Annotated in this window: 22 protein-coding genes; 4 read left to right on the top strand and 18 right to left on the bottom strand. The window is 65.2% G+C overall.

Annotation, left to right across the window (positions count from 1 at the left end):
• The first annotated feature begins 20 nt into the window (after positions 1-20).
• Entirely contained in the window at positions 21-647 is a 627-nt protein-coding gene (locus HZ992_RS12520; RefSeq protein ID WP_209386950.1) for an HD-GYP domain-containing protein, read from the top strand.
• A gap of 39 nt (positions 648-686) precedes the next feature.
• Here the strand turns inward: HZ992_RS12520 and HZ992_RS12525 are convergent, their stop codons facing one another.
• From HZ992_RS12525 to HZ992_RS12540, 5 genes are all read right to left on the bottom strand, one after another.
• Complete coding sequence (locus HZ992_RS12525) at positions 687-3,029, bottom strand: patatin-like phospholipase family protein (RefSeq protein WP_371816826.1); 2,343 nt, start codon at positions 3,027-3,029, stop codon at positions 687-689.
• Positions 2,993-4,546, bottom strand: coding sequence for a glycosyltransferase family 39 protein (locus HZ992_RS25745; RefSeq protein ID WP_245213449.1), 1,554 nt, complete (start codon positions 4,544-4,546; stop codon positions 2,993-2,995). The genes HZ992_RS12525 and HZ992_RS25745 overlap by 37 nt, the downstream gene beginning before the upstream one ends.
• Positions 4,547-4,597: 51 nt before the next feature.
• Positions 4,598-5,965 (bottom strand): chitinase, encoded by a 1,368-nt coding sequence (locus tag HZ992_RS26040; protein WP_209386952.1) that lies wholly within the window; start codon positions 5,963-5,965, stop codon positions 4,598-4,600.
• Positions 5,962-7,503, bottom strand: a complete 1,542-nt coding sequence (locus HZ992_RS12535; protein WP_209386953.1) for a hypothetical protein — start codon at positions 7,501-7,503, stop codon at positions 5,962-5,964. Before HZ992_RS12535 ends, HZ992_RS26040 begins: the two co-directional genes overlap by 4 nt.
• Before the next feature lie 550 nt (positions 7,504-8,053).
• Positions 8,054-8,521 (bottom strand): hypothetical protein, encoded by a 468-nt coding sequence (locus tag HZ992_RS12540; protein WP_209386954.1) that lies wholly within the window; start codon positions 8,519-8,521, stop codon positions 8,054-8,056.
• Between the two features lie 215 nt (positions 8,522-8,736).
• On the opposite strand from HZ992_RS12540, the gene HZ992_RS12545 reads away from it, so the two are divergent.
• Complete coding sequence (locus HZ992_RS12545; RefSeq protein ID WP_209386955.1) at positions 8,737-9,963, top strand: ABC transporter substrate-binding protein; 1,227 nt, start codon at positions 8,737-8,739, stop codon at positions 9,961-9,963.
• A 406-nt stretch (positions 9,964-10,369) separates the two neighbouring features.
• Here the strand turns inward: HZ992_RS12545 and HZ992_RS12550 are convergent, their stop codons facing one another.
• The 13 genes from HZ992_RS12550 to HZ992_RS12610 all read right to left on the bottom strand — a co-directional run bounded on the left by HZ992_RS12550 (position 10,370) and on the right by HZ992_RS12610 (position 22,527).
• Positions 10,370-11,473, bottom strand: a complete 1,104-nt coding sequence (locus tag HZ992_RS12550; protein ID WP_209386956.1) for an ABC transporter substrate-binding protein — start codon at positions 11,471-11,473, stop codon at positions 10,370-10,372.
• A 56-nt stretch (positions 11,474-11,529) separates the two neighbouring features.
• Positions 11,530-12,351 carry a 4-hydroxy-2-oxoheptanedioate aldolase gene (gene hpaI / locus HZ992_RS12555; RefSeq protein ID WP_209386957.1) on the bottom strand — a complete coding sequence of 274 codons (822 nt, stop codon included), beginning with the start codon at positions 12,349-12,351 and terminating at the stop codon, positions 11,530-11,532.
• A gap of 22 nt (positions 12,352-12,373) precedes the next feature.
• Positions 12,374-13,843, bottom strand: coding sequence for an NAD-dependent succinate-semialdehyde dehydrogenase (locus HZ992_RS12560; RefSeq protein WP_209386958.1), 1,470 nt, complete (start codon positions 13,841-13,843; stop codon positions 12,374-12,376).
• Positions 13,844-13,859: 16 nt separating this feature from the next.
• The gene (hpaH, locus tag HZ992_RS12565; RefSeq protein ID WP_209386959.1) at positions 13,860-14,663 is read right to left on the bottom strand and encodes a 2-oxo-hept-4-ene-1,7-dioate hydratase; all 804 of its coding nucleotides are present in this window, start codon (positions 14,661-14,663) and stop codon (positions 13,860-13,862) included.
• A gap of 2 nt (positions 14,664-14,665) precedes the next feature.
• Complete coding sequence (locus HZ992_RS12570; RefSeq protein ID WP_209386960.1) at positions 14,666-15,073, bottom strand: 5-carboxymethyl-2-hydroxymuconate isomerase; 408 nt, start codon at positions 15,071-15,073, stop codon at positions 14,666-14,668.
• A gap of 14 nt (positions 15,074-15,087) precedes the next feature.
• Positions 15,088-16,014: a 3,4-dihydroxyphenylacetate 2,3-dioxygenase gene (gene hpaD, locus HZ992_RS12575; RefSeq protein ID WP_209386961.1), complete on the bottom strand. Its 927-nt coding sequence runs from the start codon at positions 16,012-16,014 to the stop codon at positions 15,088-15,090.
• A 40-nt stretch (positions 16,015-16,054) separates the two neighbouring features.
• Positions 16,055-17,383 (bottom strand): TRAP transporter large permease, encoded by a 1,329-nt coding sequence (locus HZ992_RS12580; protein ID WP_371816814.1) that lies wholly within the window; start codon positions 17,381-17,383, stop codon positions 16,055-16,057.
• Positions 17,380-17,913, bottom strand: coding sequence for a TRAP transporter small permease (locus tag HZ992_RS12585; protein ID WP_209386962.1), 534 nt, complete (start codon positions 17,911-17,913; stop codon positions 17,380-17,382). Before HZ992_RS12585 ends, HZ992_RS12580 begins: the two co-directional genes overlap by 4 nt.
• A 26-nt stretch (positions 17,914-17,939) precedes the next feature.
• Positions 17,940-18,983 carry a TRAP transporter substrate-binding protein gene (locus tag HZ992_RS12590; protein WP_209386963.1) on the bottom strand — a complete coding sequence of 348 codons (1,044 nt, stop codon included), beginning with the start codon at positions 18,981-18,983 and terminating at the stop codon, positions 17,940-17,942.
• An 85-nt stretch (positions 18,984-19,068) separates the two neighbouring features.
• On the bottom strand, positions 19,069-20,538 hold the full coding sequence (gene hpaE, locus HZ992_RS12595; protein WP_209386964.1) for a 5-carboxymethyl-2-hydroxymuconate semialdehyde dehydrogenase: 1,470 nt from the start codon (positions 20,536-20,538) through the stop codon (positions 19,069-19,071).
• A complete protein-coding gene (locus HZ992_RS12600; RefSeq protein WP_209386965.1) occupies positions 20,528-21,328 on the bottom strand; it encodes a fumarylacetoacetate hydrolase family protein in 801 nt (266 codons plus the stop codon). The genes hpaE and HZ992_RS12600 overlap by 11 nt, the downstream gene beginning before the upstream one ends.
• Positions 21,325-22,002 (bottom strand): fumarylacetoacetate hydrolase family protein, encoded by a 678-nt coding sequence (locus HZ992_RS12605; RefSeq protein WP_245213450.1) that lies wholly within the window; start codon positions 22,000-22,002, stop codon positions 21,325-21,327. Before HZ992_RS12605 ends, HZ992_RS12600 begins: the two co-directional genes overlap by 4 nt.
• 45 nt (positions 22,003-22,047) lie before the next feature.
• Positions 22,048-22,527: a nuclear transport factor 2 family protein gene (locus HZ992_RS12610; protein WP_209386967.1), complete on the bottom strand. Its 480-nt coding sequence runs from the start codon at positions 22,525-22,527 to the stop codon at positions 22,048-22,050.
• Positions 22,528-23,046: 519 nt separating this feature from the next.
• Between HZ992_RS12610 and HZ992_RS26135 the strand changes: the two genes are divergently transcribed.
• Together HZ992_RS26135 and hpaR are read left to right on the top strand one after the other, a co-directional pair.
• Positions 23,047-23,451, top strand: a complete 405-nt coding sequence (locus HZ992_RS26135) for an ATP-binding protein (protein WP_209387156.1) — start codon at positions 23,047-23,049, stop codon at positions 23,449-23,451.
• Positions 23,452-23,481: 30 nt separating this feature from the next.
• Complete coding sequence (gene hpaR, locus HZ992_RS12620; protein WP_209386968.1) at positions 23,482-23,961, top strand: homoprotocatechuate degradation operon regulator HpaR; 480 nt, start codon at positions 23,482-23,484, stop codon at positions 23,959-23,961.
• Positions 23,962-24,184 lie beyond the last annotated feature (223 nt).

The following is a 24,184-nucleotide window of genomic DNA, read 5'->3' on the forward strand; positions in this document are numbered from 1 at the left end:
GCTTCCACAGACCCGCACGGATGGTGCCGATCAGTTCAGGGTGGGCCGACGAGCCCGGCGCCGTGGCGTGGCCCAGGCTCGACCCCGAACTCATTAGCCACGGTCGCCGGGTCGCCGTGCTGGTGTCGCAGTTGTGCGTGGAGCTCGGCGTCGGGATGGCCTCGACGCGCGCCATCGCCGAAGCGGCGGCTACGCATGACGTCGGCAAGCACTTCGTGCCCCGCGACATCCTGGACAGCCCGCGCTCCCTGACGCCGATGGAGATGGCCTGCGTGCAGCAGCACACGCGCTACGGCGCAGTCCTGTTGGACAATGCGCCAGCGAACCCGGCGGACAGCTCGAACTTGGCGTCGATAGTGGCCCTTCTGCACCACGAGCGCTGGGACGGATCCGGCTATCCTTATGGCCTGCTCGGCAAGGAGATTCCGGTGTGTGCGCGCATCGTCGCACTGGCCGACGTGTTCGACGCGCTGCGCACGCGCCGGCCGTACAAGCCGGCCTGGTCGCACGACGTCACGCTTACCTATATCCTCGACCAGCGAGGCCGGCACTTCGATCCGGGCTGCGTCGACGCCTTCCTGGCCATTGAGTCCAACGTGGCCGGTTGCTGGACCCCGGCGGACGAAGCCTTCGCTGACACACGCTGAGCCGCGTGCCCGGGCGTGCAACTTCCACCGAGCGCGGCATCACCAGATCTCGAATCGACGCCCCAGCTGCATGAACACATTGTCGTTGCCCTGCCTGCCGCGCGCGGCGCCGATGTAGAACTCGCCGATCCGGCTGTCGATGCCCACGAAGGCGGTCAGGCTGCTGCGCAGCGTCGGGCGCGACGCGGCGGCCGAATCCCAGGCATCGCCGAACTCCGCGACCCATCCCATGTAGACCGGCTGGCGCAGCAAGCCACCCTCCTGCAGGCGCCGCATGTAGGTCAACTGCACGTGGGCAAGGCGATCGCCCGACAACTGGCCCGCGCTGAACGCGCCCATGGCCTGGAAGCCGCCGAGGTTCAGTGAACGCGCCGCCAGGCAGTTGCTCAGATCGCAACCGGGTGCGTCAATGCGGCCCGCGTTCAGGCCCAGGTTGACCACGTGCGGCCCGCTGCGTGCCGCCCAGCGAACATTGACTTCGCGCCGTACGTAGCGTGCGCCGCCCACGCCCTGCTCGAGGTCCACGTGGACGGCATGGCCTTCGGTCGGAAAGGTCACCGAGTCGAGCAGGTCGCTGTCGAATTGCAGCCGCAGCGCGTTGAAGCGGTAGCGGATGGCCGGAATTTCGCCGAACTGCAGCGCCCCGCCGTCGGACGCGATGCTGACGAGCAGCGCGGTGTCCAGCCGCTCGGAGACCGCGCGCCTGACGATCGCGGCGCGCACCAGCGCATGCCGCTCCCACTCGTATTCGATGTCAGCCCCGATACTGCGCGTCGAGACGACGCTGTAGGCGAGCTTCACCGGCTCCGGTGAGCGGTAGGCCGGCTCGTGCAGGTGCCGCGCACCGAGGTCCGCGCCCAGCCGCCAACCGTTCCACACCGGGTGTATCAGCTGGGCCGACACCTCGGTCGGCGTGCCCACGCGCAGCTGCGCGCGCATTTCGAGCCCCGAAGCGGTGAGGAAACGGCGCCGGTAGCCGAGGCCGAGCGAGTACAGGTGGTTCGCGTCGCGGTCCGAATAAAGCGATAGGAGGGGCCGCAGGAAGTGCGGGCCGTAGGGCTTCTCCTCGACGATCAGGATGAGCGCATGGCGCCCTTCCTGCAGTGGCTGCAGCGAGTAGTGCACGCGCTCGAACAGGCCCTCGGCGTACAGCGCGTCCACCCGCGCGCCGACCTGGCCGGCGTCGAACGGTCTGCCCACCAGGTCGGCGAATCGGCGCAGCACCTCCTCCGCCGGGACCTGGCGCTGGCCCTGCACTCGCACCTGCGCGACGACCCGCTTGCGCGGGTCGTAGGCGGCCGTATGGCCCTGCGCTGGTCGTCGCGCGGGCGGAGCCGACACGGCCACGCGCACGGCCAGCGCGGCGAAACGCGCATCCTGCGCCTGCACGGCCCGCTCGCCCATTGCGACTACCTGTGCCGCCTTGCCGAAGTCGGCGAAGTCCACGCCGGGCAGGTGGCTGCGCACGAGGATGTCCTGCGGCCGCAGGGCGGCCAGACTGCGCCGCTCGTTCTGGCGAATCAGGATGTCGATCATCCCACTCACCGCGGTCAGCGCGTTCGCGGGGTCGGCTTGCACAGCCTCGGGCTGCGCGAGGTAAGACGCCACTACCACGTCGGCGCCTTCGGCAAGGGCAACTTCGACAGGCAGGTTCGCCACCAGCCCGCCATCGACGTAGGTCTCGCCCTCCACCAGCGCCGGCGCGAAGACGCCCGGAGCGGCCATGCTCGCGCGGATCGCAAGGTGCAGGTCGCCGCGGTCGAAGACTTTCGGCTCGCCGTCGCGGTAGCGCGTGGCCACGGCGCGGAACGGGATCCGCAGTGCATCGAAAGAAGCGCCCGACGGCACGTTCGCCGTCAGGCGCTGCAGTAGGTCCAGGAAGCGCTGTCCGTCACTCGCCCCGCGCGCGAAGCCGAGCTGGCCATGTTCGTTGATGCCGAGCTCCAGCCCGATCGGGTACTGGCTCTGGTAGCTGCGCTGCGCGGCCGGCAGTTCATTGCGATCGATCTGGTCGAGCGCCACGCGCGTCGGGTCGAGGTTGCCGATCACACCCTCGATCTCGTCGACCGACAGGCCGCTCGCGTACAGGCCGCCGACGACCGCGCCCATGCTGGTCCCGACGATGCGGTGGATCGGTACGCGGTTGCGTTCGAGCCGGCGCAAGACCGCGAGGTGCGCGAATCCCTTGGCGCCGCCGCCGGCCAGCACCACGACGACGCGCGGCGCCGGCTCCGGCTCCTCGAGCACGTCCGCCGCTGCGGCGCGCATAGGCTGCGCGCAGAGCAACCCGGCGACGGCGACGCCCAACAGCACGCGCAGCGTCGCCGCCCCGAGTAGCGCGCGCCTCACGAACCCGGGCCGGGCCGGTGCGGCGATCGGCATATCGTCAGCGGGGGCCGCCAGTAGGTCAGGTAGGTCACCGACGCGAACACATGGCCGCGGGCCTGCTTGTTGACTGTCAGCGGCATCGACAGCTCGGACCACGCGCGCGCGCGCACTTGGCAGTGCATATCGTCGAGAGTGCAGACGAGTACGCCACCGTCCAGGTCGACGCGGCGCGGGTCCACCCAGGGCGAGCGTCGTGCGGTGTCGGCCAGGCTCCAGTAGGTGGCACGCGAGGCGCCATAGAAGGCCACCGCCGCGGCATGCGCCTCGGAGCCGCCCACCCAGTGCAGCGGCATCCGGTAGCGCCGCTGCCATTCCCGTTCGACTGCTTCGGCGAGTTCGGCCCGCGGGTCGGCCACGGCATGCTGGCCGTGGCTGGCCATCACCTGCCACGCGGCCCCGGCCAGCGCCGGCGCGCACGCCCAGACTGCCGCCAGCACTCGGCCCGTGGGCCGCTCGACCGGCGACGCCAGGCTGTGCTGCTGAAGGCGCACCGCGACGAACAGCGCTACCAGCGGCGGCATGGCCAGCGCCAACACCGTGGCGGTGCGCGCGCCGAGCACGGCGGTCATCGCAGCGGCGATCGCGACCGGTCCGACCAGCACCCACCACAGTGGGTCCGAGCGCGGCCGCAGCACGTCCAGCAAGGCCTCGCGTCGCACGACGCTGCCGCGGGCACACCAAGCCAGAAGGGCCGCCGCCGGCAGCGCCAGCGCCGCCTGTGACAGCATGAAGCGAATCGCGCAGGCGAGCGCATGGCCCGACCAGCCCGCTGTCGCCTGGGCCGCGTAGATCACCGGCCCGAAGCCCGAGCGCAGGAGCCAGGCCACGTGCGGCGTCAGCAGCGCCGCCCCGACGCCTGCGCAGACCGCCGTGCGCGGGCTCAGCAGCACGCGCCGCCACGGCGGGTGCGCGCACGCGGCGACCAGCAGGGCGCACAACAGCACCGCAGAGAAGTACTTGCCCAGCAGCGCCAGCGCCGCGGCGGCGGCCAGCCCGAGGCCGTCGCGCCAGCGTCCCCGGTCCATGTAGCGCAGGAAGAACCGCGCGACCCAGGGCCACACCGCGAGCAGCACCGCGTTTGCGTTGAAGCGCAGGGCCATGACGGTCACGGTCGGCAGCACCAGAGTCGCCACCGCCGTGTGGGCGCGCCAGCACGGGGTCAACAGGTCGCACCACAGTGCGTGCAGGCCGGCCAGCCCGACCGTGACTGTCGCGGCGGCGAGCAGGGCATAACTCGCGTCCGAGCGCGGCATCACCGCGAACCAGGCGCCGGCCAGCCACGCCATCAGCGGCGGGTGCTTGAAGTAGCCGGCCTGCCAGGCCTCGCCCCAAACGTAGGCCTCGAGCATCTCGCCGGGCATGTCCAGGTTGCTGCGCAGTGCACAGGCGACCGCCGCCCAGACCACCAGGTGCCCCGCGAGCCAGTACCGTTCGGGCCGGCGCACGACCCACGGCCGGCGGCGGGCCGGCGCAAGCGCGGCGGCGGAACTCGACACGGGTCCGATCGTCATCGACGCAGCTTAGGAAGGCCGGCGTTTGACTCCCGTTGCCGGGCGAGCGGGTCAGCCGTACGAGCGCTGGTTGAAGCAGGTCGCGCTCTGCACCTGCGAGCCCGATGCGGCGCCAATTTGGGCGTCCCAGATGCCGGTGGCCAGCGGCAGCCGGTTGGCGTGCAGGTCGGGGATGCGGTCGTTGAAGTACATCGCGAAGGCGTTGTAGTACGAGGCCCGCTGCGGCGGCCCGGCGTGGTAGGCCGCGGCCCCGTTGCACTCGATGCCGCCGTTGACGATGTTGACGATGGTGCCGAGCCGGTAGGCAAACACCTCGAGGTCCGTGGTGTCGCCCGATGCGGAGGGCGGCACGGACAGGCCGTTGACCGTGAAGCCGCTGCGCAGGGCGGGCAGCGCCGGCACGCCACCGGCTACGCCGGGCGCCGGGGCACGGCCGAGCGCCACGTCGTGCGAGGCCGGCTTGTTGCCTTGCGCCGTCATCCAAAACCAGATGCCCGACAGGATCGACAGCGTGCCGTTCGTGGCCACCAGGTCCGGCCGCCACAGCAGCAGGTCGCGCCGCGTGACCACGTCAGGCAGGATGGCGTTGTCGAACAGCCAGGCCGAGAAGGCGCCGTAGTTGTAGTTCCAGGACAGCTGGATCATCCCGCGCCCGTAGTAGGAGCGGCCCGGTGCGGCCGGCCAGGTCGGGTGGTTCGGCACCACGTAGTTCACCGCTGCGCTGGTGCCGTCCGGGTTCGTGCTGTAGCCGACCTCCTCGACCCAGTACAGCGCGCCCTTCCAGACCTGCGTCGTCTCGCCGCGGCCGCTCATGTAAGGCACGATCCACGGCGCCGGCGCGCCGCTCCACGAGCCCGAGGTCTCGCGCGCCGACTTGGCGAGGAACAGCAGGAACTCCTCGCCCTGCTGCTTGAGCGAACCCTCGTTGAGGAACTGCGGCCGGCCGGTGGACTGTGCCCACCGGTTGTACGCGAGCACGGCCTGCTTGAAGGCGGCCAGCGTGAACACGTCGGTACTTCCGTCGGCCTGGGCGATCGGCGGCCGGTTGCGCGCATCGCCTTCCGGATTCACGCGCCCCGATCGCAGCGGGAACATCCAGTTCCAGTGCTCATCGTTGACCTGGCGCAGGAAGGCGTAGCCACCGGCGGGCAGCGCCGCGTCGGGCACAGGGGCCGGCGCCGGCGTCGGTGTCGGTGCGGGTGCCGGGCTCTGTGCGGGCGTCGGCGCCGGCGCGGGCACCGGTGCCGCAGTCACCGGCGGCGGTGCGGCGGCGTTGCCCGTCACGCGATCCGACCCGCCGCCACCGCAGGCCGCGACGCCCACCGCCGCCACGAGCGACAGCCGTCGCAGCCACGCACCGCTGTCCCCGGCCGCCGCGATGGCGGCACGCGCGATCCGTTCGCGTGCGAGCATGCTCATCGCCCCTGCAGGTGGCTGCAGATCGCGTCGCGCGCCGGCGTCAGAAGGCCTTGTTCCATGCGCCACAGGCCATCGAAGTAGTTCGGCGCGGTGTGCTTCTCGCGCGAGCGCTGCAGGTCTTCACCGTGCAGACCGTAGTTGTGCAGCATGCGGAAGCGCCGCGCCTCTTCGAGGTTGGCCATGCCCAGGCCGTAGCCGGTGTACACGCCGTTGACGTAGCCGCGGCCCACGTCGGCCAGGGCGGCCAGGCGCCGGCCGAGCTCGGGCTCGTCGGCGATCCAGTCGTCGAGCAGCAGGAACTCGATGAACGTCGTCAAGCCGGACGCTGCCTGGTTGTAGCCGAGGCCGTCGGCCGCGGTCAGGTTGGGCGCGGTCTTGCCGATCTGCAGTTCCTCGACCGGATTGGCGATGCCCATCGCGCGCAGGATGGCCACGGTGTCGGTCTGCTGCGGCTGCCCCGCCGCCACCATGGCCGACTTGAAACGCGCCCAGCGCGGGTTCGTCTCTTGCCGCAGGGCGTCGTCGCAGCGGTTCAGGAAGAAGCCGAGGCGGAGGTCGGCGGCGCGTGGCGCCTGGCGGATGCGCAGCCAGGCCCCCTCGGTCACCGCACGAACGATCTCCCCGGTCGCATTGAAATTGGCGAAGGTGTAGTCGCGGTGCGCGATGTGGAAGGTGTCGCCGTTGCGCACCGGACGAATCGGCAGCACGTGGAAGCGGTCCGAGTCGCGCTGCGTCGCGCGCAGCCGCGTCAGCGTCACCACCTCGGCGTCGGTCAGCTTGTCGCCGTCGGCACCGAAGACACCCGGCCACTGGTTGTAGGCCGACCAGACCGGCCGCGGCTGGCGCCCATGGCAGCTTGTGCAGACCTCGCTCGCGACGCGGCGCGTGGGCACCTCGATCTCCGCGAACTTCCAGGTGCCGTCGGCCCGCAGTTCGGCGAGTTCGACGGTCTCGCGCCGCGGACCGACGTCCGACTGGAAGGCGGCCAGCAAGCGGCCATCGGCGCCGAAGGACACGATGCGCGGCGCCTCCACGCTGGTGGCCTGGAGACCGCCCGAGCGTCCCACCAGCGTGTGGTTCGACCGCATCGCCGGCGGCAGCGCGGACATCAGGCGCTTCACGTCGCGCACGTCATGGCGCTGGATGTACGCCAGAAAACCGTCGATCGTCAGGTCGTCGATCAGCGCCACGGCAACGCCGCCGACCGCGCCTCGCATCTTCTCGCGGCCGCTTTGCTCGAGCACGACCGCGGTCTGCGGGGTGCGCAGCAAGTCCTCGAAGCGCTGCGGCGGGTTGGCCAGTGTCGCCTCGCCGACACCGAGCGCACCGCCGATGTCGAGGGACAGCCACTCGGCCGCCGCGCCATCGGCGCGCAGCGTGAGGCGGTAGCTGCGCGACTCGTCGGTGCTGTTGATTCGAGCGCTGACGCGCAGCCGGCCATCGGCAAGAAGGCTGAGCGTGATGCGACCGTGTCCGTCCTGGACCAGGTCGGCGCCGCTGAGATAGTACGTTGCCGTCGTCGTGGCCGGTGCCGGCACCGGTGCCGGTGCCGGTGCCGGTGCGGGCGCTGGTGCTGGTGCTGGTGCTGGTGCTGGTGCTGGTGCTGGTGCTGGCGCTGGTGCTGGTGCTGGTGCTGGTGCCGGTGCCGGTGCCGGTGCCGGTGCCGGTGCCGGTGCCGGTGCCGGTGCCGGTGTTGGTGTTGGTGTTGGTGTTGGTGTTGGTGTTGGTGTTGGTGTTGGTGTTGGTGGAGTCGTGGGTGTCGACACCGGCGCCGGCGTGGGCACAACCGCGGTCGGAACCGAAGCGCTCGGTGCCGCGACGAGCGCCCCGCCGTTCTGCGACCCGCCGCCGCACCCCGCCAGAGCCCCGGCGACAGCTGCGGCCACGAGGCAAACAAGTCGCGCCGCGTCGCTCGGATGACGCGTCGCGGTGCCGGGGCGATGGGTGGCGTGGAAGGGTACGGAAGGTTCGGTCATGGCGATTCGTCGGGTTGTCGCGAGGTGGTCGAGAAACCGCCGAAGGCTACCGACGGGACGCAGGGTCGTGGTGTCATGGTTGTCGTCGGCGCCCTGCGGATGTAAGCGAAGGTCAGGTCCTGCGGACCGGGTCGCGCAGGGTCGGCACGTCCCGCTTGCGCCCATGCGGATCGACCAAGGCGCGCTTTCGCGGTCTGGCCAGGCGCCCGAAGAGGCCACTCGACATCCAGTCCAGCACCATCTCGATGACCTCGTGCAGCAGCCAGGGGCCCGCCGGCGTCGTCGGCGTCAGCGCCGCGGCCAGCTCCCGCTCGGCCGCCGCGAGCCGATGCGGCTCGGCCCGCGTCAGGCCGCGCAGGCCTTTCGGCAGCGCACACTGCTCGAGCCACTCGAGGTGCGGCCACAGCTCGCGCGACCGCGGATGCCGGTCGAGCCAGCGCGTGAGCCCGACGCAGATCTCGCGCCACTCGTGAGAACTCAGGCTGCGCAGGCGGGCCGGCAGGAAGGGACTGCGGATGCGCTGGATCCAGCGCCACAGCGGCGAACTGCGCCGACGAGCCGGCGCCTTGTCGGGGGCCATGGCGTCAGCCCCGCGCCGCAAGGCGCTCGGTTGGGGCGTGTGGATGCGATGGGAGCATGGTCGTCGGGTCCTCCGGTCGGTGGCGGTGTCGAACAGCGCCGCATGGTTCGCATCGGGCGTTTGAGCGGCGTCGCACCAACGGCAGCGGCCGGGCGCAACGCCGGTCAAACGCCACCGCGCCTACCTTGCGGCCATCGAGACCAGCGGAAGAGGTCATGAATTCCTGTCGATGGCACGTGTTCCTGTTGGGCGCCTGGATCAGTCTGGGCGCGATGCCGGCAGCGTCGGCAACACAGCCGATCCGCATCGGCCTGATCGCACCGCTCACCGGCGGATCGGCCGACTTCGGCACCAGCGTGCGCAACGGCACCGAACTGGCGGTCAAGGAGATCAACGAACTGGCCGGCTACATGGGCCGGCCGCTCGAGCTGGTGATCCGCGACGACATGGGCGATCCCGATCAAGGCCGCAAGGTGTCCGAGAACCTGGTGCTGCAGGAGAAGGTCGACTTCACGATCGGCTTCTGCAACACCGGCGTGGCGATGAAGTCGCTGGAGGTCTTCCAGCAGAACCGACACCTGCTGCTCGTGCCCTGCGCGCAGGGCACGGCGGTGACGCGCATGTACGCGCCAGCGGAGAGCTACATCTTCCGCATCGCGCCGCCCGACCACCTGAACGCGACCTTCCTCGTCAAGGAGGTCGTCGACCGGCGCAAGCTCACCAAGGTGGCCATCCTCGCGGACCGCACCGGCTACGGCGACGGGGGCGTCAAGGACCTCGGCGCCGAACTGGCCAGGCGCGGGCTGCAGCCGGTCCACGTGGGTCGCTTCCCGCTCGGCGTCCAGGACCAGTCGGACGAGTTGCGCCTCGCGCGCGCGGCGGGCGCGGAGGCCCTCGTGGTCTGGACCGTCGGGCCGGAGCACGCTGCGACCGTGCGCAGCCTCCAGGCGATGAAGTGGAACGCACCGTACTTCGCGACCTGGCCGCTGTCGTTCCGCAGCGTTCTCGAGCGCGCCGGTGCCACCGCGCTGGAGGGCAAGATGATGACGCAGTCGATCATCCAGGACACCGCGAACGAACGCCGCGCCTCCTTCCTCGCGAGCTACCGACGGCACACCACCGAAGGCCGCATCGGGTCGCTGATGGCCGCCGCTCAGGCCTATGACTCGGTGCACCTGATACTGCGCGCGCTGTTCCAGAACCACGGCAACACCAGCGGCCCGGCCCTCAAGGCGACGCTCGAGAACCTGCAGCGTCCGTACCAGGGCGCGGTCACGACCTATGCGAAGCCGTTCTCGGTGCAGGAACACGACGCCTTCAGCCTGAACATGATCTGGCTCGGGGTGTGGCGCAACGGACAGATCGCCTACCAGTACCAGGACGACGCCAGGCTGTCCGCCCAGGTGCGCCGCAAGGACGCTCCCGCAGCCGCGAGCCCCTAAGCCCGACGACAGCCCCGCCGCTGGCCGGCAGCACCAAAGAGACAGGATGACGACATCGGGTCCGACGACATCCTGGCGGTGCTGGGTGGCGCTCGACGTGGCCTCTCCTGCGGCCTCATCAGCTGTGCCAGCCAGCGTAGCTGTGACACCGGACGGCAGGCGCGCATTGAGCGCTTGGGCCTGTAGGCCGTATCGGCGACATCCGAGGAGCCGGAAGTTCCCACTTCTGATCGGTACTGAAAAGGTTACAGGGTCAGTTCCTGGCATTGCTGCGGCTTTGGTCGTACGACTCGATGACCCAAGCGGCAAAGTCGGCCGAAGAACTCAGGCTTGCGGCTCGCGCATGAAGGCAGGCACCGAGTGGGCAAACCACTGGTGAACGACAGGCGATGACCGAGGTGCCCGATCAGAAGGTCAAGCGGCCGCGATGATCGAGCACCGAAAAGTCCACGAATGCACCACCAGCATTGGACGATCGGAAGTCGAAGTGCATGCCGCCCAAGTCAAACCGCCCCAGCGCTTGAAGTGCGGCGGCGAGCCCGCTCGCGCTGGTGTCGCGCGCTCGCAGCGCGGCCTCAATGAAGAGGCGGGCCGTTACATAGCCCTCGAAGTGAAACTGCGAGAGGGCTTCACCAGACTTGTTGACCTTGGCCATGGACGACTGGAACTGCCGCTGCAGTGGCGTGCGTTCGCCCGCCGCGTTCGGAAACGTCTGGGCAATCATCACGCCGTGCGCTGCTTTGCCAGCCGCTTTGATCAGCCCTTCGGGCGTAACGTAGGACATAGCGTAGACAAAGGCGGAGAACCCGGCCGCTCGAAGCACGGCGACACCAAGGCCCGAAAAGGGCGGGCTGCCGACGATGAGGACGGCCTGGATGGTGCCCACAGACAGTCGGCCGACCGCGGCGGCCAATGCAGCGGCACCCGTCGTGGACTGTGCGCCCTGGAGTTGCATCCCCGGCAATTTGGCGGCGGCCTCCCGGCAGATGGCCCACCCTGACTCGCCCATCGGGATGTCCTGATGCAGCACGCCCAAGCGTGTAACCCCCAGCGTGTGCGCATGCGCGAGAATTCGCTCGATTTGCTTGCGGTCACCCGCACGCACATGAAACAGCATGCGGTGGCCCGGATTGCGCAATGCCTCCGCGCCAGGGATGGCGTTGAGAATCAAGAGGTCGCCTGCGTCCAGCAAGCGCTCATCGAGGGTCCGCTTGATCGCTGGCGAGCCCACCGGCGCAAGGATCGCGGCGATCTTGCGCTTGCGAACTTCGCTGAGAGCGGCCACAAACCCATCCGGCGTGTAGCCATCGTCAAACGACACGAGATTCAAGGGGCGCCCGTGGATGCCACCGCTGGCATTGGCGTCCGCCAAGGCCGCCGAGATCCCTAGACCAAGCTGCCGCGCATCTGGAACTGGAATGCCGGTAAATGGGCCGACCTGACCAACGATGACGGGCGACGTCGATGTCTGGGCCTGCAGCCTCAGGAATGGCAGAGCCAGTGCCGCCACCGCCACTGCCCTGCGAGCCCCCCCCGCGTTCGCTGACATTGCCGGGCGCTTCACGGTCAATAAGCCTGCGAACTCGGGCCGGTCCCGCGGGAAGCCTCTTGGGAAGCAGGTTGCGTACGAACACCCTGAAGCTTGGCGCGTGCTGCCTGGACCAACAGACTGGTATCGACACCCACAGCCACAAAGGTTGCACCAGCATCCAGGTAGGTGCGGGCGACAGCTGGATCCACGGCGAGTACGCCCGCAGCCTTGCCCGCATTGACGACAGAGGCGATGCCATCGACGATGGCGCGCTGCACTTTCGGATGCGCAGGTTGACCCATCAGGCCCATGGATGCCGACAGGTCCGCGGGACCGAAGAACACGCCATCCACACCGTCAACAGCGGCAATCTCGCCCACGTTGGCCAGGGCGCGTGTCGTCTCGGCCTGCACCAGTACGCACATCTGATCGTCGGCACAATGAAGATAGTCGTCGATTTGATTCCATCGGGATGAGCGCGCCAGTGCGCTGCCAACTCCGCGAATACCATGGGGCGGATACCGAGTAGAAGCGACACATCCGGCAGCTTGTTCGGCGGTATCGACCATCGGAATCAAGAGCGACTGGGCACCAATGTCCAGCCACTGCTTGATGAGCGCGGGATCGTCATGCGGCGGCCGCACCACGGGACTCGACCCGTAGGGCGCGACTGCCTGCAGTTGGCCGAGCATTGAGCGTAGGTCGTTCGGGGCGTGTTCACCGTCGATCAGCAGCCAGTCGTAGCCGACACAGGCAAGGAGCTCCGCGACGTAGGGGTCTGCCAAGCCGACCCACAGGCCAAGTTGCGCGCGCTTCTCGATAAGCGCACGTTTGAATCTGTTCTCAGGCATCTGCATGCTGGGCTCCATCTCCGGTTGTTCATGCAATGGCGCCAAGGCACCAGTACTTCAGGTCGAGATAGTCGGCAATGCCGTGACTGGAGCCTTCGCGTCCCTGGCCGGACTGCTTCACGCCACCGAAGGGCGCCACGGCCGTACTGATGGCACCGGTGTTCACGCCCACCATGCCGGTCGCCAGCCGTTCCCCGACGCGCCAGCAACGCCGCAAGTCGCGCGAGAAGAAATAGGCCGCCAACCCAGCCTCGGTGTCGTTCGCCAGTGCAACGGCCTCGTCTTCGGTCTCGAATCGATAGAGTGGCGCCAGGGGACCAAAGATCTCCTCGTGCGCCATTCGCATGGAAGTATTGGCGCCTGCCACGACCGTCGGCTGGAAGAAGGTGCCCCCCAGTTCGTGAGGCCTTCCACCGGTCAGCACACGCGCGCCTTGTGCGCGTGCGTCGGCCAGCAGGTGCTCGACCTTGGCCAGCGCATTGCGATCAATCAGGGGTCCGACTGCGACGCCGGGATCCGTGCCTCGGCCGACCACAAGCTTGCCAACCGCCTCAGCGAGCCGCTCTGCAAAGACGTCGAACACCCCCGCCTGAACCAGAATGCGGTTGGCGGCGACACATGCCTGACCGGCATTGCGGAACTTGGCGGCCAGCACGCCCTCTACAGCGACGTCCAGGTCCGCATCGTCGAAGACAATGACCGGCGCGTTGCCGCCCAGCTCCATCGAAAGCTTCTTCAACGTGGGCGCGCACTGGGCCGAAAGAACACGACCGACTTGGGTAGATCCGGTGAAGCTGAGCTTGCGCACGACCGGGTTTGCAGTGAGTTCACCGCCAATTTCCAAAGCATCGCCTGTGACAACACTCAGAACACCTGGCGGTAGCCCTGCTCGCTCGCCCAGCACGGCCAAAGCGAGGGCCGACAGCGGCGTCTGAGGCGCAGGTTTGACGATCATCGTGCAGCCAGCAGCGAGCGCAGGCGCAGCCTTTCGTGCCAGCATGGCCGAAGGAAAGTTCCAGGGCGTGATCGCGGCACAGACGCCCACTGGCTCACGCGTCACCACGATTCGCCGATCACGCCATGGCGACGCCAACACCTCTCCGTTGATGCGGCGCGCCTCCTCGGCGTACCACTCGATGTACGCCGCCGAGTAGGCGATTTCGGCACGCGCCTCTGCGAGAGGTTTGCCTTGCTCTCGAGTAATCAGAAGCGCAAGGTCATCCACGCTCTCGATCATCAGGTCGTACCAGCGTCGCAGCACACGGGAACGCTCGTCAGCGGTACGAGTACGCCAGTCCGTCAAGGCCTGCTGAGCTGCGAGGATGGCCCGCCGAGTCTCTGCAACACCCATGTTCGGGACGCGGGCGATCTCGCTGCCGTCGGCCGGGTCCAAGACGGGCGTCGATCTGCCATCGTTTGCGTCCAGCCAATGACCGCCGACAAGCGCCTGTGTCTTCAGCAGGCTGGAATCCTTCAGGCCTGCGATGTTGTGCGTCATTGTCAATTCATCCTTTTCAGACCATTCGGAACGACACACTACCCAGCGGACCGAAGTCGGCGTGCAAGTTGTCACCGCGCTGCGCTGTAGTCGGCCGAGTAAACGACCCCGACAGGATGACCTGACCCGCGAGCAGCTCTTCGTTGAATGGGGCGATCCTGTTGGCCAGCCAGGCCACGCCCGTGGCCGGATGATTGAGGACACCGGCGGCCACGCCGGTCTCCTCGATGACGCCGTTCTTGTGAAGCAAGGCCCCTACCCAACGCAGGTCAAGATCCATCGGGCGCACGGGCCGCCCACCTAGAACGATGCCTGCATTGGCCGCGAAGTCACTGATGGTGTCGAAGACCTTGCGGGGTGCGCGCGTCTCGCGATCGAACTGCTCGATGCGCGCATCGATGATCTCGATGGCCGGGCACACGTAGTCCGTCGCCTCCAACACATCGAACAGTGTGACGCCCGGCCCCTTCAGGTTACGGTTCAGGACAAACGCCAGCTCGACCTCGATGCGCGGGGCGATGAAGCGATCGAACGGGATGTCGCTGCCGTTGTCGAAGAACATGTCATCCATCAACGGGGCATAGTCGGGCTCGGTGATCTGACTGGCCTGCTGCATGGCGCGGGACGTCAGGCCGATCTTCCGACCCATGACGCGCCGCCCTTGCGCCAGCTCCAAAGCCAGCCATGCGCGTTGGATGGCATAGCCGTCCTCGACCGTCATCTCCGGATGCAGACGCGAAAGATGGCGGATCTGCTGGCGGGTCTTGCGAGCTTCGAAGAGTTCTCGGGCATGTCCCTCGACCGCTTGTTGCGTAAGCATGTTCATTTCCTATCTGCAAAGAGGGGGTGCAAGGTGCTGTACTTGTGATCGAAGACCTCTTGACCTTCGTCGATCTGCAGCGTCACACCAGTCGGTTGTCGACCCATCAGCGGCTCAAAGTGGCGCCGTGCCACTTCGGCCAGTTGTTCGCCAATGCGGCGCTTAACGTCTGCGCTACGGCCTCGGCCGAGGCGCAAGTTCAGATAGACAAACGCATAGTCACCTTCACCATCGGCGATGGCCGCATGATCGGCCGCATATGCGAGAACGCGCACTCCGCCCGCGGGCAGCACCTGCTGTCCGCGCTCATCGCGAATCGTCAGCATTTCATCAGCCAGGCTGCGGCAAAGCTTTCCGATGTCAGCCACTGGATCAAGATTGGGGCTGTACAGCACAACCATATGTGGCATGGCGGGGCTCTCGGTCAGAGTCGCGATGGGAAGCGATGGAGACCCGTGGCCGACTGAGAGCTAGCCGCTGGAACATCTTGGCCACTCAGCGGCATGACCGGAAGCACCACAATGGCCTGTCCGGTTCCTGTGGAACCGAAGAGCGGTGTGATCACTTCTGCCGCACCGGTGTACTCGGACCAGCCCAAGGCCCCCAGCATCATGGCGGTGTCATGCATGAAGCCCTCTCCATGCCCCTTGGTCGCGTACTCGGGCAGCATGGCGCAGAACTCCGACCAACGAGCCTCCTCCCACATGCGCAAGACCGTCTTGTCAAGCTCTTCCAAGAGTGGGTTCCAGAACTTGAAGGCGAACTCCTGGGCCTGGCCATTTTGGGCAAAGCGGTGGCTGAATGACCCGCTGGCCAGGAAGGCGACGTTGCCTTCGTATAGCTCTTCGACCGCCTTTCGCATGGCCCATCCCAAGCGTGCGCTGTCGCTAAGGTAGTGTGATGTGCACAGCGCCGAGACTGAAACGACCTTGAAGTGCAGGTCTTCGTTCATGTAGCGCAATGGAACCAAGGTTCCGTACTCCGGCTCCAGCGACGTGTCGTCGTGCGCCAGCGTATCCACACCCATTGCGCTTGCCATCCTTGCCAATTGGTGGCCAAGAACCGGATTGCCATCGCACTCGAATGGCATGTTCTTGATGAAGTGCGGAAGCTCGTTACTGGTGTAGATGCCCTTGTAATGCGGCGCGCAATTTACGTGATAGCTCGAGTTGACGAGCCAGTGCGTGTCGAAGACGACCAAGGTATCGACGCCTGCCTCGCGGCAGCGGCGGGAAATCTCGCGTAGGCCCGCGATGGCGGCCTTGCGCGTGCCCTTGCGAGGTCCCTCCTGCTCCGAGAGGATGATGGAGGGCACGTGCGTGATCTTCGCAACGAGTGCTAGTTTTCCCATTGTGGTTCCAGTGGTACGGCCAAAAGCCGATCTGCGCGATTCAGATTCGATGCACAAGCCAAAGCGATAGGGACGGGAAGGCAATCAGCAATCCGATCCGCGCAAAGTCAGATGCAAGGAAGGGCATGACGCCTTTGGCTGTTTCGATGTACGGCACATTCTTCGAGAGTTTCTGAATGATGAAGAGATTCATCCCTACTGGTGGATGAACCAGGCCGATTTCGACCACCATCAGGGCCAGAATGCCGAACCAAATAGACTTGTCGGCCACCGTCATTCCCCAGAAGTCCAAGCCCATCACCATGGGATAGAAGATCGGGATCGTGAGCAGAATCATGGCCAGTGAATCCATGACGCAGCCCAAAAGGACGTACACAAGCAGGATGGCGACGAGTACCAGCAACGGCGGCAGTCCGCTACCCTTGACCCATTGCGCGAGTTCCGTCGGCATCTGGGTCAACGCAAGTCCGGAGTTCAAGAGGTCGGCACCAAGTAGCACCATGAAGATCATTGCCGAGGCATGAGCCGTTCCGACAAGGCTGGTTCGGATACCCGACCACCGCATACCTCCGCGGAACACGGCCAAGAAGCCACAGGCTGCTGCACCAATTGACGCCGCCTCAGTCGGATTCGCCCAGCCGCCATAGATGCCCACGATGACAACTGCGAATACGGCCACGACGGGGATCACGGATGTGGTGGCGCGCACTCGCTCTGTCCATCCCTGTCTCTCTGCCGCGGGGCCAGCCTGTGGGTCAAGACCCACGATGAGTCGGATCACCAACATGTAGCCGGTCATTGCAATGAGACCCGGAATGACGGCGGCAACAAACAACTTGCCGATGGATTCCTGAGTCAGTACGGCGTAGATGACGAGTGGCACCGATGGCGGGATCAGGATCCCCAGGGTGCCGGCAGCCGCAAGCGTGCCTGTGGCCAGTCTTCCTGAATAGCCTCGCTTTTGAAGCTCAGGTAGCGCCACCTGCCCCATGGTCGCAGCGGTGGCCAGTGAACTGCCGCATATGGCGCCAAAACCAGCGCAGGCTCCTGTTGCCGCCATAGCCAATCCACCACGGAAGTGGCCGAGAAAGGCACCAGCGAAGCGGAACAGCGCCTTGGACAGTCCACCGTGAGTAGCGAACTGACCCATCAGCATGAACAGCGGGATCACGGCAAGGTCGTAGTTGGAGAGGCGTGACCAGGCGAGGTGATTGAGCGTGAACAGGAGCGTGTTGACATCGCCGGCATTCATCACGAGGTAAGCCACCGCACCCGCGATGAACATCGCAACACCGACGTGGATTCGAAGAGCCAGCAGTAATAGAAGGCCTCCGAATACGCTAAGGCCGATAGCCATTCCGCTCATCATCGATCACTCCATGCAATACGGATCGCGTTGCCTGCTCGGCAGTAGGCGGCGACGGCCAGAAGCGCGAAGCTAGGAACCAGGAAAGAAATGGGCAACCATTGAGGCACAAGAAGCAAGGTTGACATCTCCGCGTTCTCGCGTGCCTCAATCGCATAGAGCGTGGATCTCCAAGCGATCAGCGATGCCATGGCACAGAGCAGAAGATGCGCGATGGCGTCGAGGCCAGCCCGCTTTTTCGTGCTCATCCAACCCGTGAGTGCATCTACCTTGATGTGGTGATCCTCCCACTCGCACAGGGGCAGGAATGCTGCCGAGCCGACAGCCGCACCCATCATGAGGAGTTCGACGTCCCCTGTAATGGGTGCACCAAACAGTTTGCGACCGACGATGGACACGATGGACATGACCACGATGACTACAAAAATGACCCCACCTAAGAGACCCCAGCCAACCATGATGTTTTGGAGAAGACTTGGCACCGCCAGCGAAGACTGCTCTGCGTCGACCTGCGGGGGCATGATTTCAGCCATCGGGCGATCCTTTGATTTCTGGTCGACTACTTCGCAGTGCTCTTGGCAGCCAGCGCCCTGGCAGCCTCAACCAACTTGACGCCGCCAAGGCCCTTTTCGTCAGCCTGCTTGATCCAGTCGGTCACCACAGTGGCCGATGCCGCCTTGATGGCGTTGTAGTCGTCGTCCTTGATCACGAGGACTTTGTTGCCCTGAGCGAGTGCCTTCTTGCGCGCTTCGGCGTTCGCGCCGTCCCAGCTGCGAGCTGCCCGCTCCACCAGTGCGGCGCCGCTATGTTTGTCGATCACCGCCTTGAGGTCAGTAGGCAGGCTGTCGTAGCGCGCCTTGTTCATCAGGATCGACAGTGGGGATTGAGCGAAGCCAGGTTGACCGGGGGCACCTTCCATGTGGTAGCGCGTCACCTCGTCGATCTTGACTGCCGGCAGCAGTTCCCAGGGAGCCAGCACACCATCGATCACGCCCTTCGAGATGCCTTCGGTCACCTGGGCGGGTGGCATGCTCACGGGAGTCGCGCCGAGCGCCGTGAGGAGCGATGCCGAGAAGCGCGTAGGGCTGCGAAGCTTCAGACCCTTGATTTGCGCCAAGTCGAGAACAGGCTTGCTCGCCGTGCTGATGATGACGTTGGAAGCAGAGAAGAGGGCCAGCAGCTTGTAATCCTTGAAGTCCTCCATGCCGAACTGCTGCGTGTAGGCCCACATCGCCTTCGAACCCCTCAGCGAATCAGGCGGCAACGTGAACGGCAGCTCCAGCGCCTCAGTGCGCGGAAAGCGACCAGTGTTGTAGCTGGGCGATGTCCAGACAATGTCAGCAACACCGCTCTTGACCTGGTCGGCGAGTTGCGGCGGGGTACCGCCCAGCTGTAGCGACGGGTACAGCTGGCACTTGAGCCGGCCGCCGGAGTCCTTCTCGATGTCGGCGCACCAGGGCTCCGCCACGGTCCTCTGGAAGTTTGAAGTCGAAGGCAAGAAGTGCGCGAACTTCAGGGTCACAGTCTGCGCATCCGCGTGTCGAGGAACGGCGGACATGGCGAGCGCAATCGGAAGCGCTAGGGTAATCAGCTTTGTGAACATGCTTGTCTCCGGTTTCGTAGGACTGGGAAAATGCTGTACATCGGAGTGGACTCACCCGCCAACGGAGTTGCTTTGTTTGGCGGGCTTAGATGCCCCAGCGAGGGATGTGATGGGAGCCCAGGGAGACCGCAACGTTCTTGGGCTCCAGGAATACCTCGTAGCTCCAGGTGCCACCTTCGCGTCCGACACCACTGGCCTTGGTTCCACCAAATGGTTGACGAAGGTCGCGCACGTTTTGGCTGTTGACGAAGCACATCCCAGCCTCAATGGCGGCAGCCACTCGGTGCGCACGACCGATGTTCTCGGTCCACACGTAGCTGGACAAGCCGTATGCGACGTCATTGGCGATCTGGATCGCTTCGGCTTCGTCAGCAAAGGGAATCAAGCAAGCCACCGGTCCGAAGATTTCCTCTTGCGCGATGCGCATGCGATTGTTTACGTCGGCGAACACTGTCGGCCAGACGTAGTTGCCGTGCCTCAGGTGGGCCGCCAGCTCCGGAGCGTAGTCGGGGCGATCAAGACCGCCGCAAACGAGCGTCGCGCCTTCCTTACTTCCAAGTTCGATGTAGCTGCGCACCTTCTGCAGATGAGCGGAACTGATCATCGGGCCGACAATCGTTGCCTCATCCAACGGATCGCCGACGGTGATCCGCCTTGCGCGCTCGGCGAACCGTGCCACGAAGTCCTCATAGATCGTCCTCTGCACGAGGATGCGACTACCGGCAGTGCAACGTTCGCCGTTGTTGGAGAAGATCATGAAGACGGCTGCATCGAGTGCGCGCTCCATGTCCGCATCGTCAAACACGACGAAGGGGCTCTTCCCTCCCAGTTCCATACTGAACTTCTTCAGTCCTGCCGCCTGGACAATTCGGTTGCCGGTGACTGTGGAGCCGGTGAAGGAAATGGCACGCACGTCAGGATGCCGGCAAAGCGGCTCACCAGCCTCACGACCGAACCCGTGAACGACGTTGAGCACACCCTTCGGAATACCGGCCTCCAGAGCCAGCTCACCCAGTCGCGCCGCGGTCAGGGGACTGAGTTCGCTCATCTTCAGCACAGCGGTGTTTCCAAAGGCCAGACAAGGAGCGACCTTCCACGTAGCCGTCATGAAGGGCACGTTCCAGGGGCTGATCAGTGCACATACGCCCACCGGATGGAAGAGCGTGTAGTTCAGATGCGTTGGCGTTGGATAGGTATGTCCGTCAACGCGCGTGCACATTTCGGCGAAGTAGTAGAAATTGTTCGACGCACGTGGAATGAGCTGGCGCCCCGTCTGACCAATCGCCTGGCCAGTGTCTTTCGTCTCCATCTGCGAGAGTTCCGGAACATTTGCGGCAATCAGATCCCCAAGTCTGCGCACGAGTCGGGCCCTGTCGCCAGCCTCCAGGCCGGCCCACTTAGGGAAGGCAGCCTTGGCTGCGGCCACGGCTCGATTGACGTCGTCTTCGGTGCCACTGGCCACTTCAGCCAGGACCTCTTGCGTGGCGGGGTTGACAGTTTCGAAGTAGTCGCGCCCCTGAACGGGCGCACCATCGATCAGATGTTCAATTCGCATTTACTTTGGCCGAAGGGTTGGAATGGATGCCGAAGGTGTCGTCGCCGACGATGTAGTTCACAAGGCGTCCGATGCCTTCAATTTCGGTGACCACTTCATCGCCCACATTGACATTGACGACGCCGTGCGGGGTGCCTGTCAGGATTACGTCGCCACTTCGCAGAGTCATGAAGTGACTGAGATACTCAATGAGCTGCGGCACGGTGTGCACCATGTCCCGCGTGCTTCCTTGTTGGACCAGCTGACCGTTGACCCGAGTGCTGAGTGCGAGCACCTGAGGGTCGGGGACGTCGGCGGCGTCAACAAACCAGGGTCCTAGCGCAGTCGCACCATCGCGGTTCTTGACACGCAGGTTGGGCCGGTACCAGTTCTCCAGATAGTCACGAATGGCGTAGTCATTGCACACGGTGTATCCAGCCACGTGGCTCAAGGCTTCGCGCGCCTTCACACGGGTGGCGGTACGTCCGATCACAACGGCCAGTTCACACTCGTAGTGCATAAAGCCGACATCCGAGGGTCGCCGGGTTTGGGCCCGGTGTCCGATCAGTGCATTCGGCCCCTTCAGGAATGCCAACGGCTCATCCTTCTGGTCAATGGTGAGCTCTGCAGCAAGTTCCTTCAGGTGATCCGCATAGTTCAAGCCCAAGGCGATCACGGTGCCGGGCGCGAATGGCGGCAACCAGACGACGTCCTCCTCAGCGAGCACGCGCCCGTCGGTGAGTTGCAAACCGGATGTGTGAGGCCGAGCCCAGTGGATCGCTCCGGAGTAGGCCACCCGAGCTGACTTCATTGTTCACCCTCCCCGGCAACCAGGCGATGCGTCAGGCCGCCCACGCCTTCGATCTCAATCTCCACGCGCTGACCAGCTCGTGCGGTCGGCGCGCCGTGGGCGGCGCCAAGGAGAACAATGTCCCCCGGGTGCAAGGTCATGAATGCAGTGACGTCCGACAACAAACGAGCTACGTTGCGTACTCTTGCGCCGGTTGTTGCGGTGTGGATGTGCCGCCCATCCACGGACAGCCGCACTCGCAGCCCGTCCGGCGATGCAATGCGATCTGCGGGCACCACTTGGGTGCCGAGCACGCAGAACCCGTCCCGGACCCGTTGCCGCAAAGCTGGCCTGTAGTGACTTTGGACCGGGATGCTGATGTCGTTGGCCACGCCGTAGCCGGCAATCACGCTGATTGCTTCGTCTGGCGCAAGACGGCAGGCAGGGCGACCGATGACAACTGCCAGAGTCGGCCCCATGGCCAACGAAACGACATCGGATGGAACAGCGACTTCGGCGTCACCCCAAGCCAGGGAATTGCGCGGCTTCAATCCCAAGACCGGGTGCACAGGCAGCGCCTTGTACGGCGCCTGCACTACGGCGTCACCCAGGGAGGCGGTTGCATCCGGGTCGTTGAGCAGCGCGGTGTAAACGACTCCGGACAGCGCGAACGGCGCCACGTCGATTTCGAACATCATCATTCCTCAAAGGCATACACATCCGCACAGCACGAAGTCTTCTCAGAACATCCCGTTCTGGTTGGCCGCCGTCGCCGGATCAGGAATCTCCTGACGCACATCCCAGTGCTGAACAATCTCTCCGTTCTTGTCTAGGCGGAAGATGTCAACGATTGCGAAACCACGGGTGCTGGGCTCACGGACGTTGTGGACGTGCAGCAGCACGAAGTCGCCGTCGGTGAAGACGCTCACGATCCGACTCTTGTAGTTCGGCAGCCGCGTACGCAAAGCTTCAATGAACTTCTTCAGCCCCTCGTGGCCATCGCCGGCGGTGGGGTTGTGCTGGATGTAGCGATCACCAAGCAGCGCAGACGCGGCTTCGAAGTCCTTCTTGTTGATGGCCTTGTCATAGAAGTCGAGCACGACCTGCTCGTTTCGCTTCTCTGAGGCGGATTGTTCGCCGCGCACCCCAACCGTTTGAGCACCGGCCAGCAGCGACACCACAGCAAGTACGGACGCAACAAGCAATTGACCAAAGCGCATAAGCAAAATCTCCTGAAGTGTGAATGGACAGCCGAATCCGGCACATGGGCCGCGTAGCCTGGGTGAGCTTCGATGGCTCGCTCTGTTTCACTACGATCTAAGCGATGTAATACTATGATCTACGTGAACACCAGTCAACCCCTGCGCCGATCGATGCGGGTTACTACTGACCACGGGACGTGGCGCCCAGGTTCGCAGGTTGTTGCCTCAACTGCACGCCTATGCCGTGTGCGACTCGCACGACTGTTGGTGTGGAGTGAACCTCTGAGGTTGGGCTGACTGGGATCGTCGGACCGATACGCCGGCTGGGCTTGGACAAGGAGATGGTCCATGCCTTCACGAGGCTCCTACCGTCGGCACTCGGCGCAGTTCAAGCTGCAGCTGTGCCAGGAGATCCGCTCCGGCGGACTTGGCCGCCGCGAGGCGCAGCAGAAGTACAGCCTATCTGCCAGTCTCATCCAACTCTGGCTGACACAGCGCGACAGCGGCGTGTTCGCCGGCCAGGAAGTCGAGGCGACTATGGCGGGGAACTACGAGGCCAACTCGCTCAGCGGGCGGCTTGGTTCTGGCGGCCCAGGTGGTCCAGCCTCAGGGGCTCACTCCACGAGGACAAACCTGCCGCCCAGCCAGGGCGGCAGCGCATTGCCGTTCCATCTGCCGAGCAAGCTGTACGAGCACACTAGCGTCGTGATCACGACCAACCTGGACTTCGTAGAGTCGTCCAGCGTCGTCAGCGCCGCGAAGACGGACTCGGCGCGGTTGGACCGACTCACGCACCACTGCCGCATCGTGCAGCCCGGCAAGGCAGCCACCAGGTCACACACGCCACGGCCAGCAACAAGCGGCACATCAAGGCTCGGGAGCAGGAGCGAAGAGCCAAGCCCGCAGCCCGGCTGCCCTGCAAAAAATGGTCTACTCCATTAGCCACCCTATCGGGGGCCTTACCATCTGCGCATGAAAAGTTCCGGTCCCCCACATCTGCGCTTTGTCCACCGCAATCTTCCGCTGCTGCTTTTACATGCTCGGGAGGGCGTGCTGAGTCGATTTCGTCCCATCTTCAATTCGCACGATCTAACTGACCAGCAATGGCGGATCCTCCGTGCGCTACTTGAATGCGGACCGCTGGAGTCTTGGCAGATTGGTCAGGCCTGTTGCATCTCCAGTTCCAGTATTGCAGTGATCTTGGGCCGCATGGAGCTCCAAGGCCTGATTGAGAAGCAACGGATGGAGCACGATCAGCGCCGCGTACTGGTAAGTGCCACTACACATAGTCGCGCACTTGCCAAGCAGATGCGCCCTCGGATCGAAGCGGAGTACGTCAAGCTTGAAGCCTTGGTTGGCAAAGAACTACTGAACGAGCTCCATCGCGTTCTGGACGCGGTCAATCAGCGTCTGTCAGAAGCGGGCGTGCAGCCTGCGTCGAAGGAAGAGTAGTCGGGACCAGTTAGGCTTGCGCCAGAGCCGCCTCACCGTTGGGGGCTGATGTCGATGGGTCTGGAATGCGGCGCCACTTCCGGCGCGGCACGCTGCGGAGCAGCCGCCTGACTGATCGGCATCTCCTTAATGAACGCCACGATGGCGCCAGCCAACTTGCGGCCCTCGACATCCGCGGACGCGTCCAGCGCCCTGCCTACATGCATCCAGGCTTCGACGGCCT

Origin of the sequence: Rhizobacter sp. AJA081-3 (genome assembly GCF_017795745.1) — a bacterium.
In the GTDB taxonomy this organism is placed as follows: domain Bacteria; phylum Pseudomonadota; class Gammaproteobacteria; order Burkholderiales; family Burkholderiaceae_C; genus Piscinibacter.

Bases quoted from the DNA above. Each gene is read 5' to 3' on its own strand.
- HZ992_RS12605 (WP_245213450.1), bottom strand. From the start codon at position 22,002: ATGTTCGAAATCGACGTGGCGCCGTTCGCGCTGTCCGGAGTCGTTTAC.
- HZ992_RS12585 (WP_209386962.1), bottom strand. From the start codon at position 17,913: ATGGCTGAAATCATGCCCCCGCAGGTCGACGCAGAGCAGTCTTCGCTG.
- HZ992_RS12525 (WP_371816826.1), bottom strand. From the start codon at position 3,029: ATGCCGATCGCCGCACCGGCCCGGCCCGGGTTCGTGAGGCGCGCGCTA.
- HZ992_RS12545 (WP_209386955.1), top strand. From the start codon at position 8,737: ATGAATTCCTGTCGATGGCACGTGTTCCTGTTGGGCGCCTGGATCAGT.
- hpaI (WP_209386957.1), bottom strand. From the start codon at position 12,351: ATGCAGATGCCTGAGAACAGATTCAAACGTGCGCTTATCGAGAAGCGC.
- HZ992_RS26135 (WP_209387156.1), top strand. From the start codon at position 23,047: ATGGCGGGGAACTACGAGGCCAACTCGCTCAGCGGGCGGCTTGGTTCT.
- HZ992_RS12610 (WP_209386967.1), bottom strand. From the start codon at position 22,527: ATGCGCTTTGGTCAATTGCTTGTTGCGTCCGTACTTGCTGTGGTGTCG.
- HZ992_RS12580 (WP_371816814.1), bottom strand. From the start codon at position 17,383: ATGATGAGCGGAATGGCTATCGGCCTTAGCGTATTCGGAGGCCTTCTA.
- HZ992_RS12540 (WP_209386954.1), bottom strand. From the start codon at position 8,521: ATGGCCCCCGACAAGGCGCCGGCTCGTCGGCGCAGTTCGCCGCTGTGG.
- HZ992_RS12560 (WP_209386958.1), bottom strand. From the start codon at position 13,843: ATGACGCACAACATCGCAGGCCTGAAGGATTCCAGCCTGCTGAAGACA.
- HZ992_RS12590 (WP_209386963.1), bottom strand. From the start codon at position 18,983: ATGTTCACAAAGCTGATTACCCTAGCGCTTCCGATTGCGCTCGCCATG.
- hpaR (WP_209386968.1), top strand. From the start codon at position 23,482: ATGAAAAGTTCCGGTCCCCCACATCTGCGCTTTGTCCACCGCAATCTT.
- hpaH (WP_209386959.1), bottom strand. From the start codon at position 14,663: ATGCTTACGCAACAAGCGGTCGAGGGACATGCCCGAGAACTCTTCGAA.
- HZ992_RS12570 (WP_209386960.1), bottom strand. From the start codon at position 15,073: ATGCCACATATGGTTGTGCTGTACAGCCCCAATCTTGATCCAGTGGCT.
- HZ992_RS26040 (WP_209386952.1), bottom strand. From the start codon at position 5,965: ATGAGCATGCTCGCACGCGAACGGATCGCGCGTGCCGCCATCGCGGCG.
- HZ992_RS25745 (WP_245213449.1), bottom strand. From the start codon at position 4,546: ATGACGATCGGACCCGTGTCGAGTTCCGCCGCCGCGCTTGCGCCGGCC.
- HZ992_RS12520 (WP_209386950.1), top strand. From the start codon at position 21: ATGGTGCCGATCAGTTCAGGGTGGGCCGACGAGCCCGGCGCCGTGGCG.
- hpaD (WP_209386961.1), bottom strand. From the start codon at position 16,014: ATGGGAAAACTAGCACTCGTTGCGAAGATCACGCACGTGCCCTCCATC.
- hpaE (WP_209386964.1), bottom strand. From the start codon at position 20,538: ATGCGAATTGAACATCTGATCGATGGTGCGCCCGTTCAGGGGCGCGAC.
- HZ992_RS12600 (WP_209386965.1), bottom strand. From the start codon at position 21,328: ATGAAGTCAGCTCGGGTGGCCTACTCCGGAGCGATCCACTGGGCTCGG.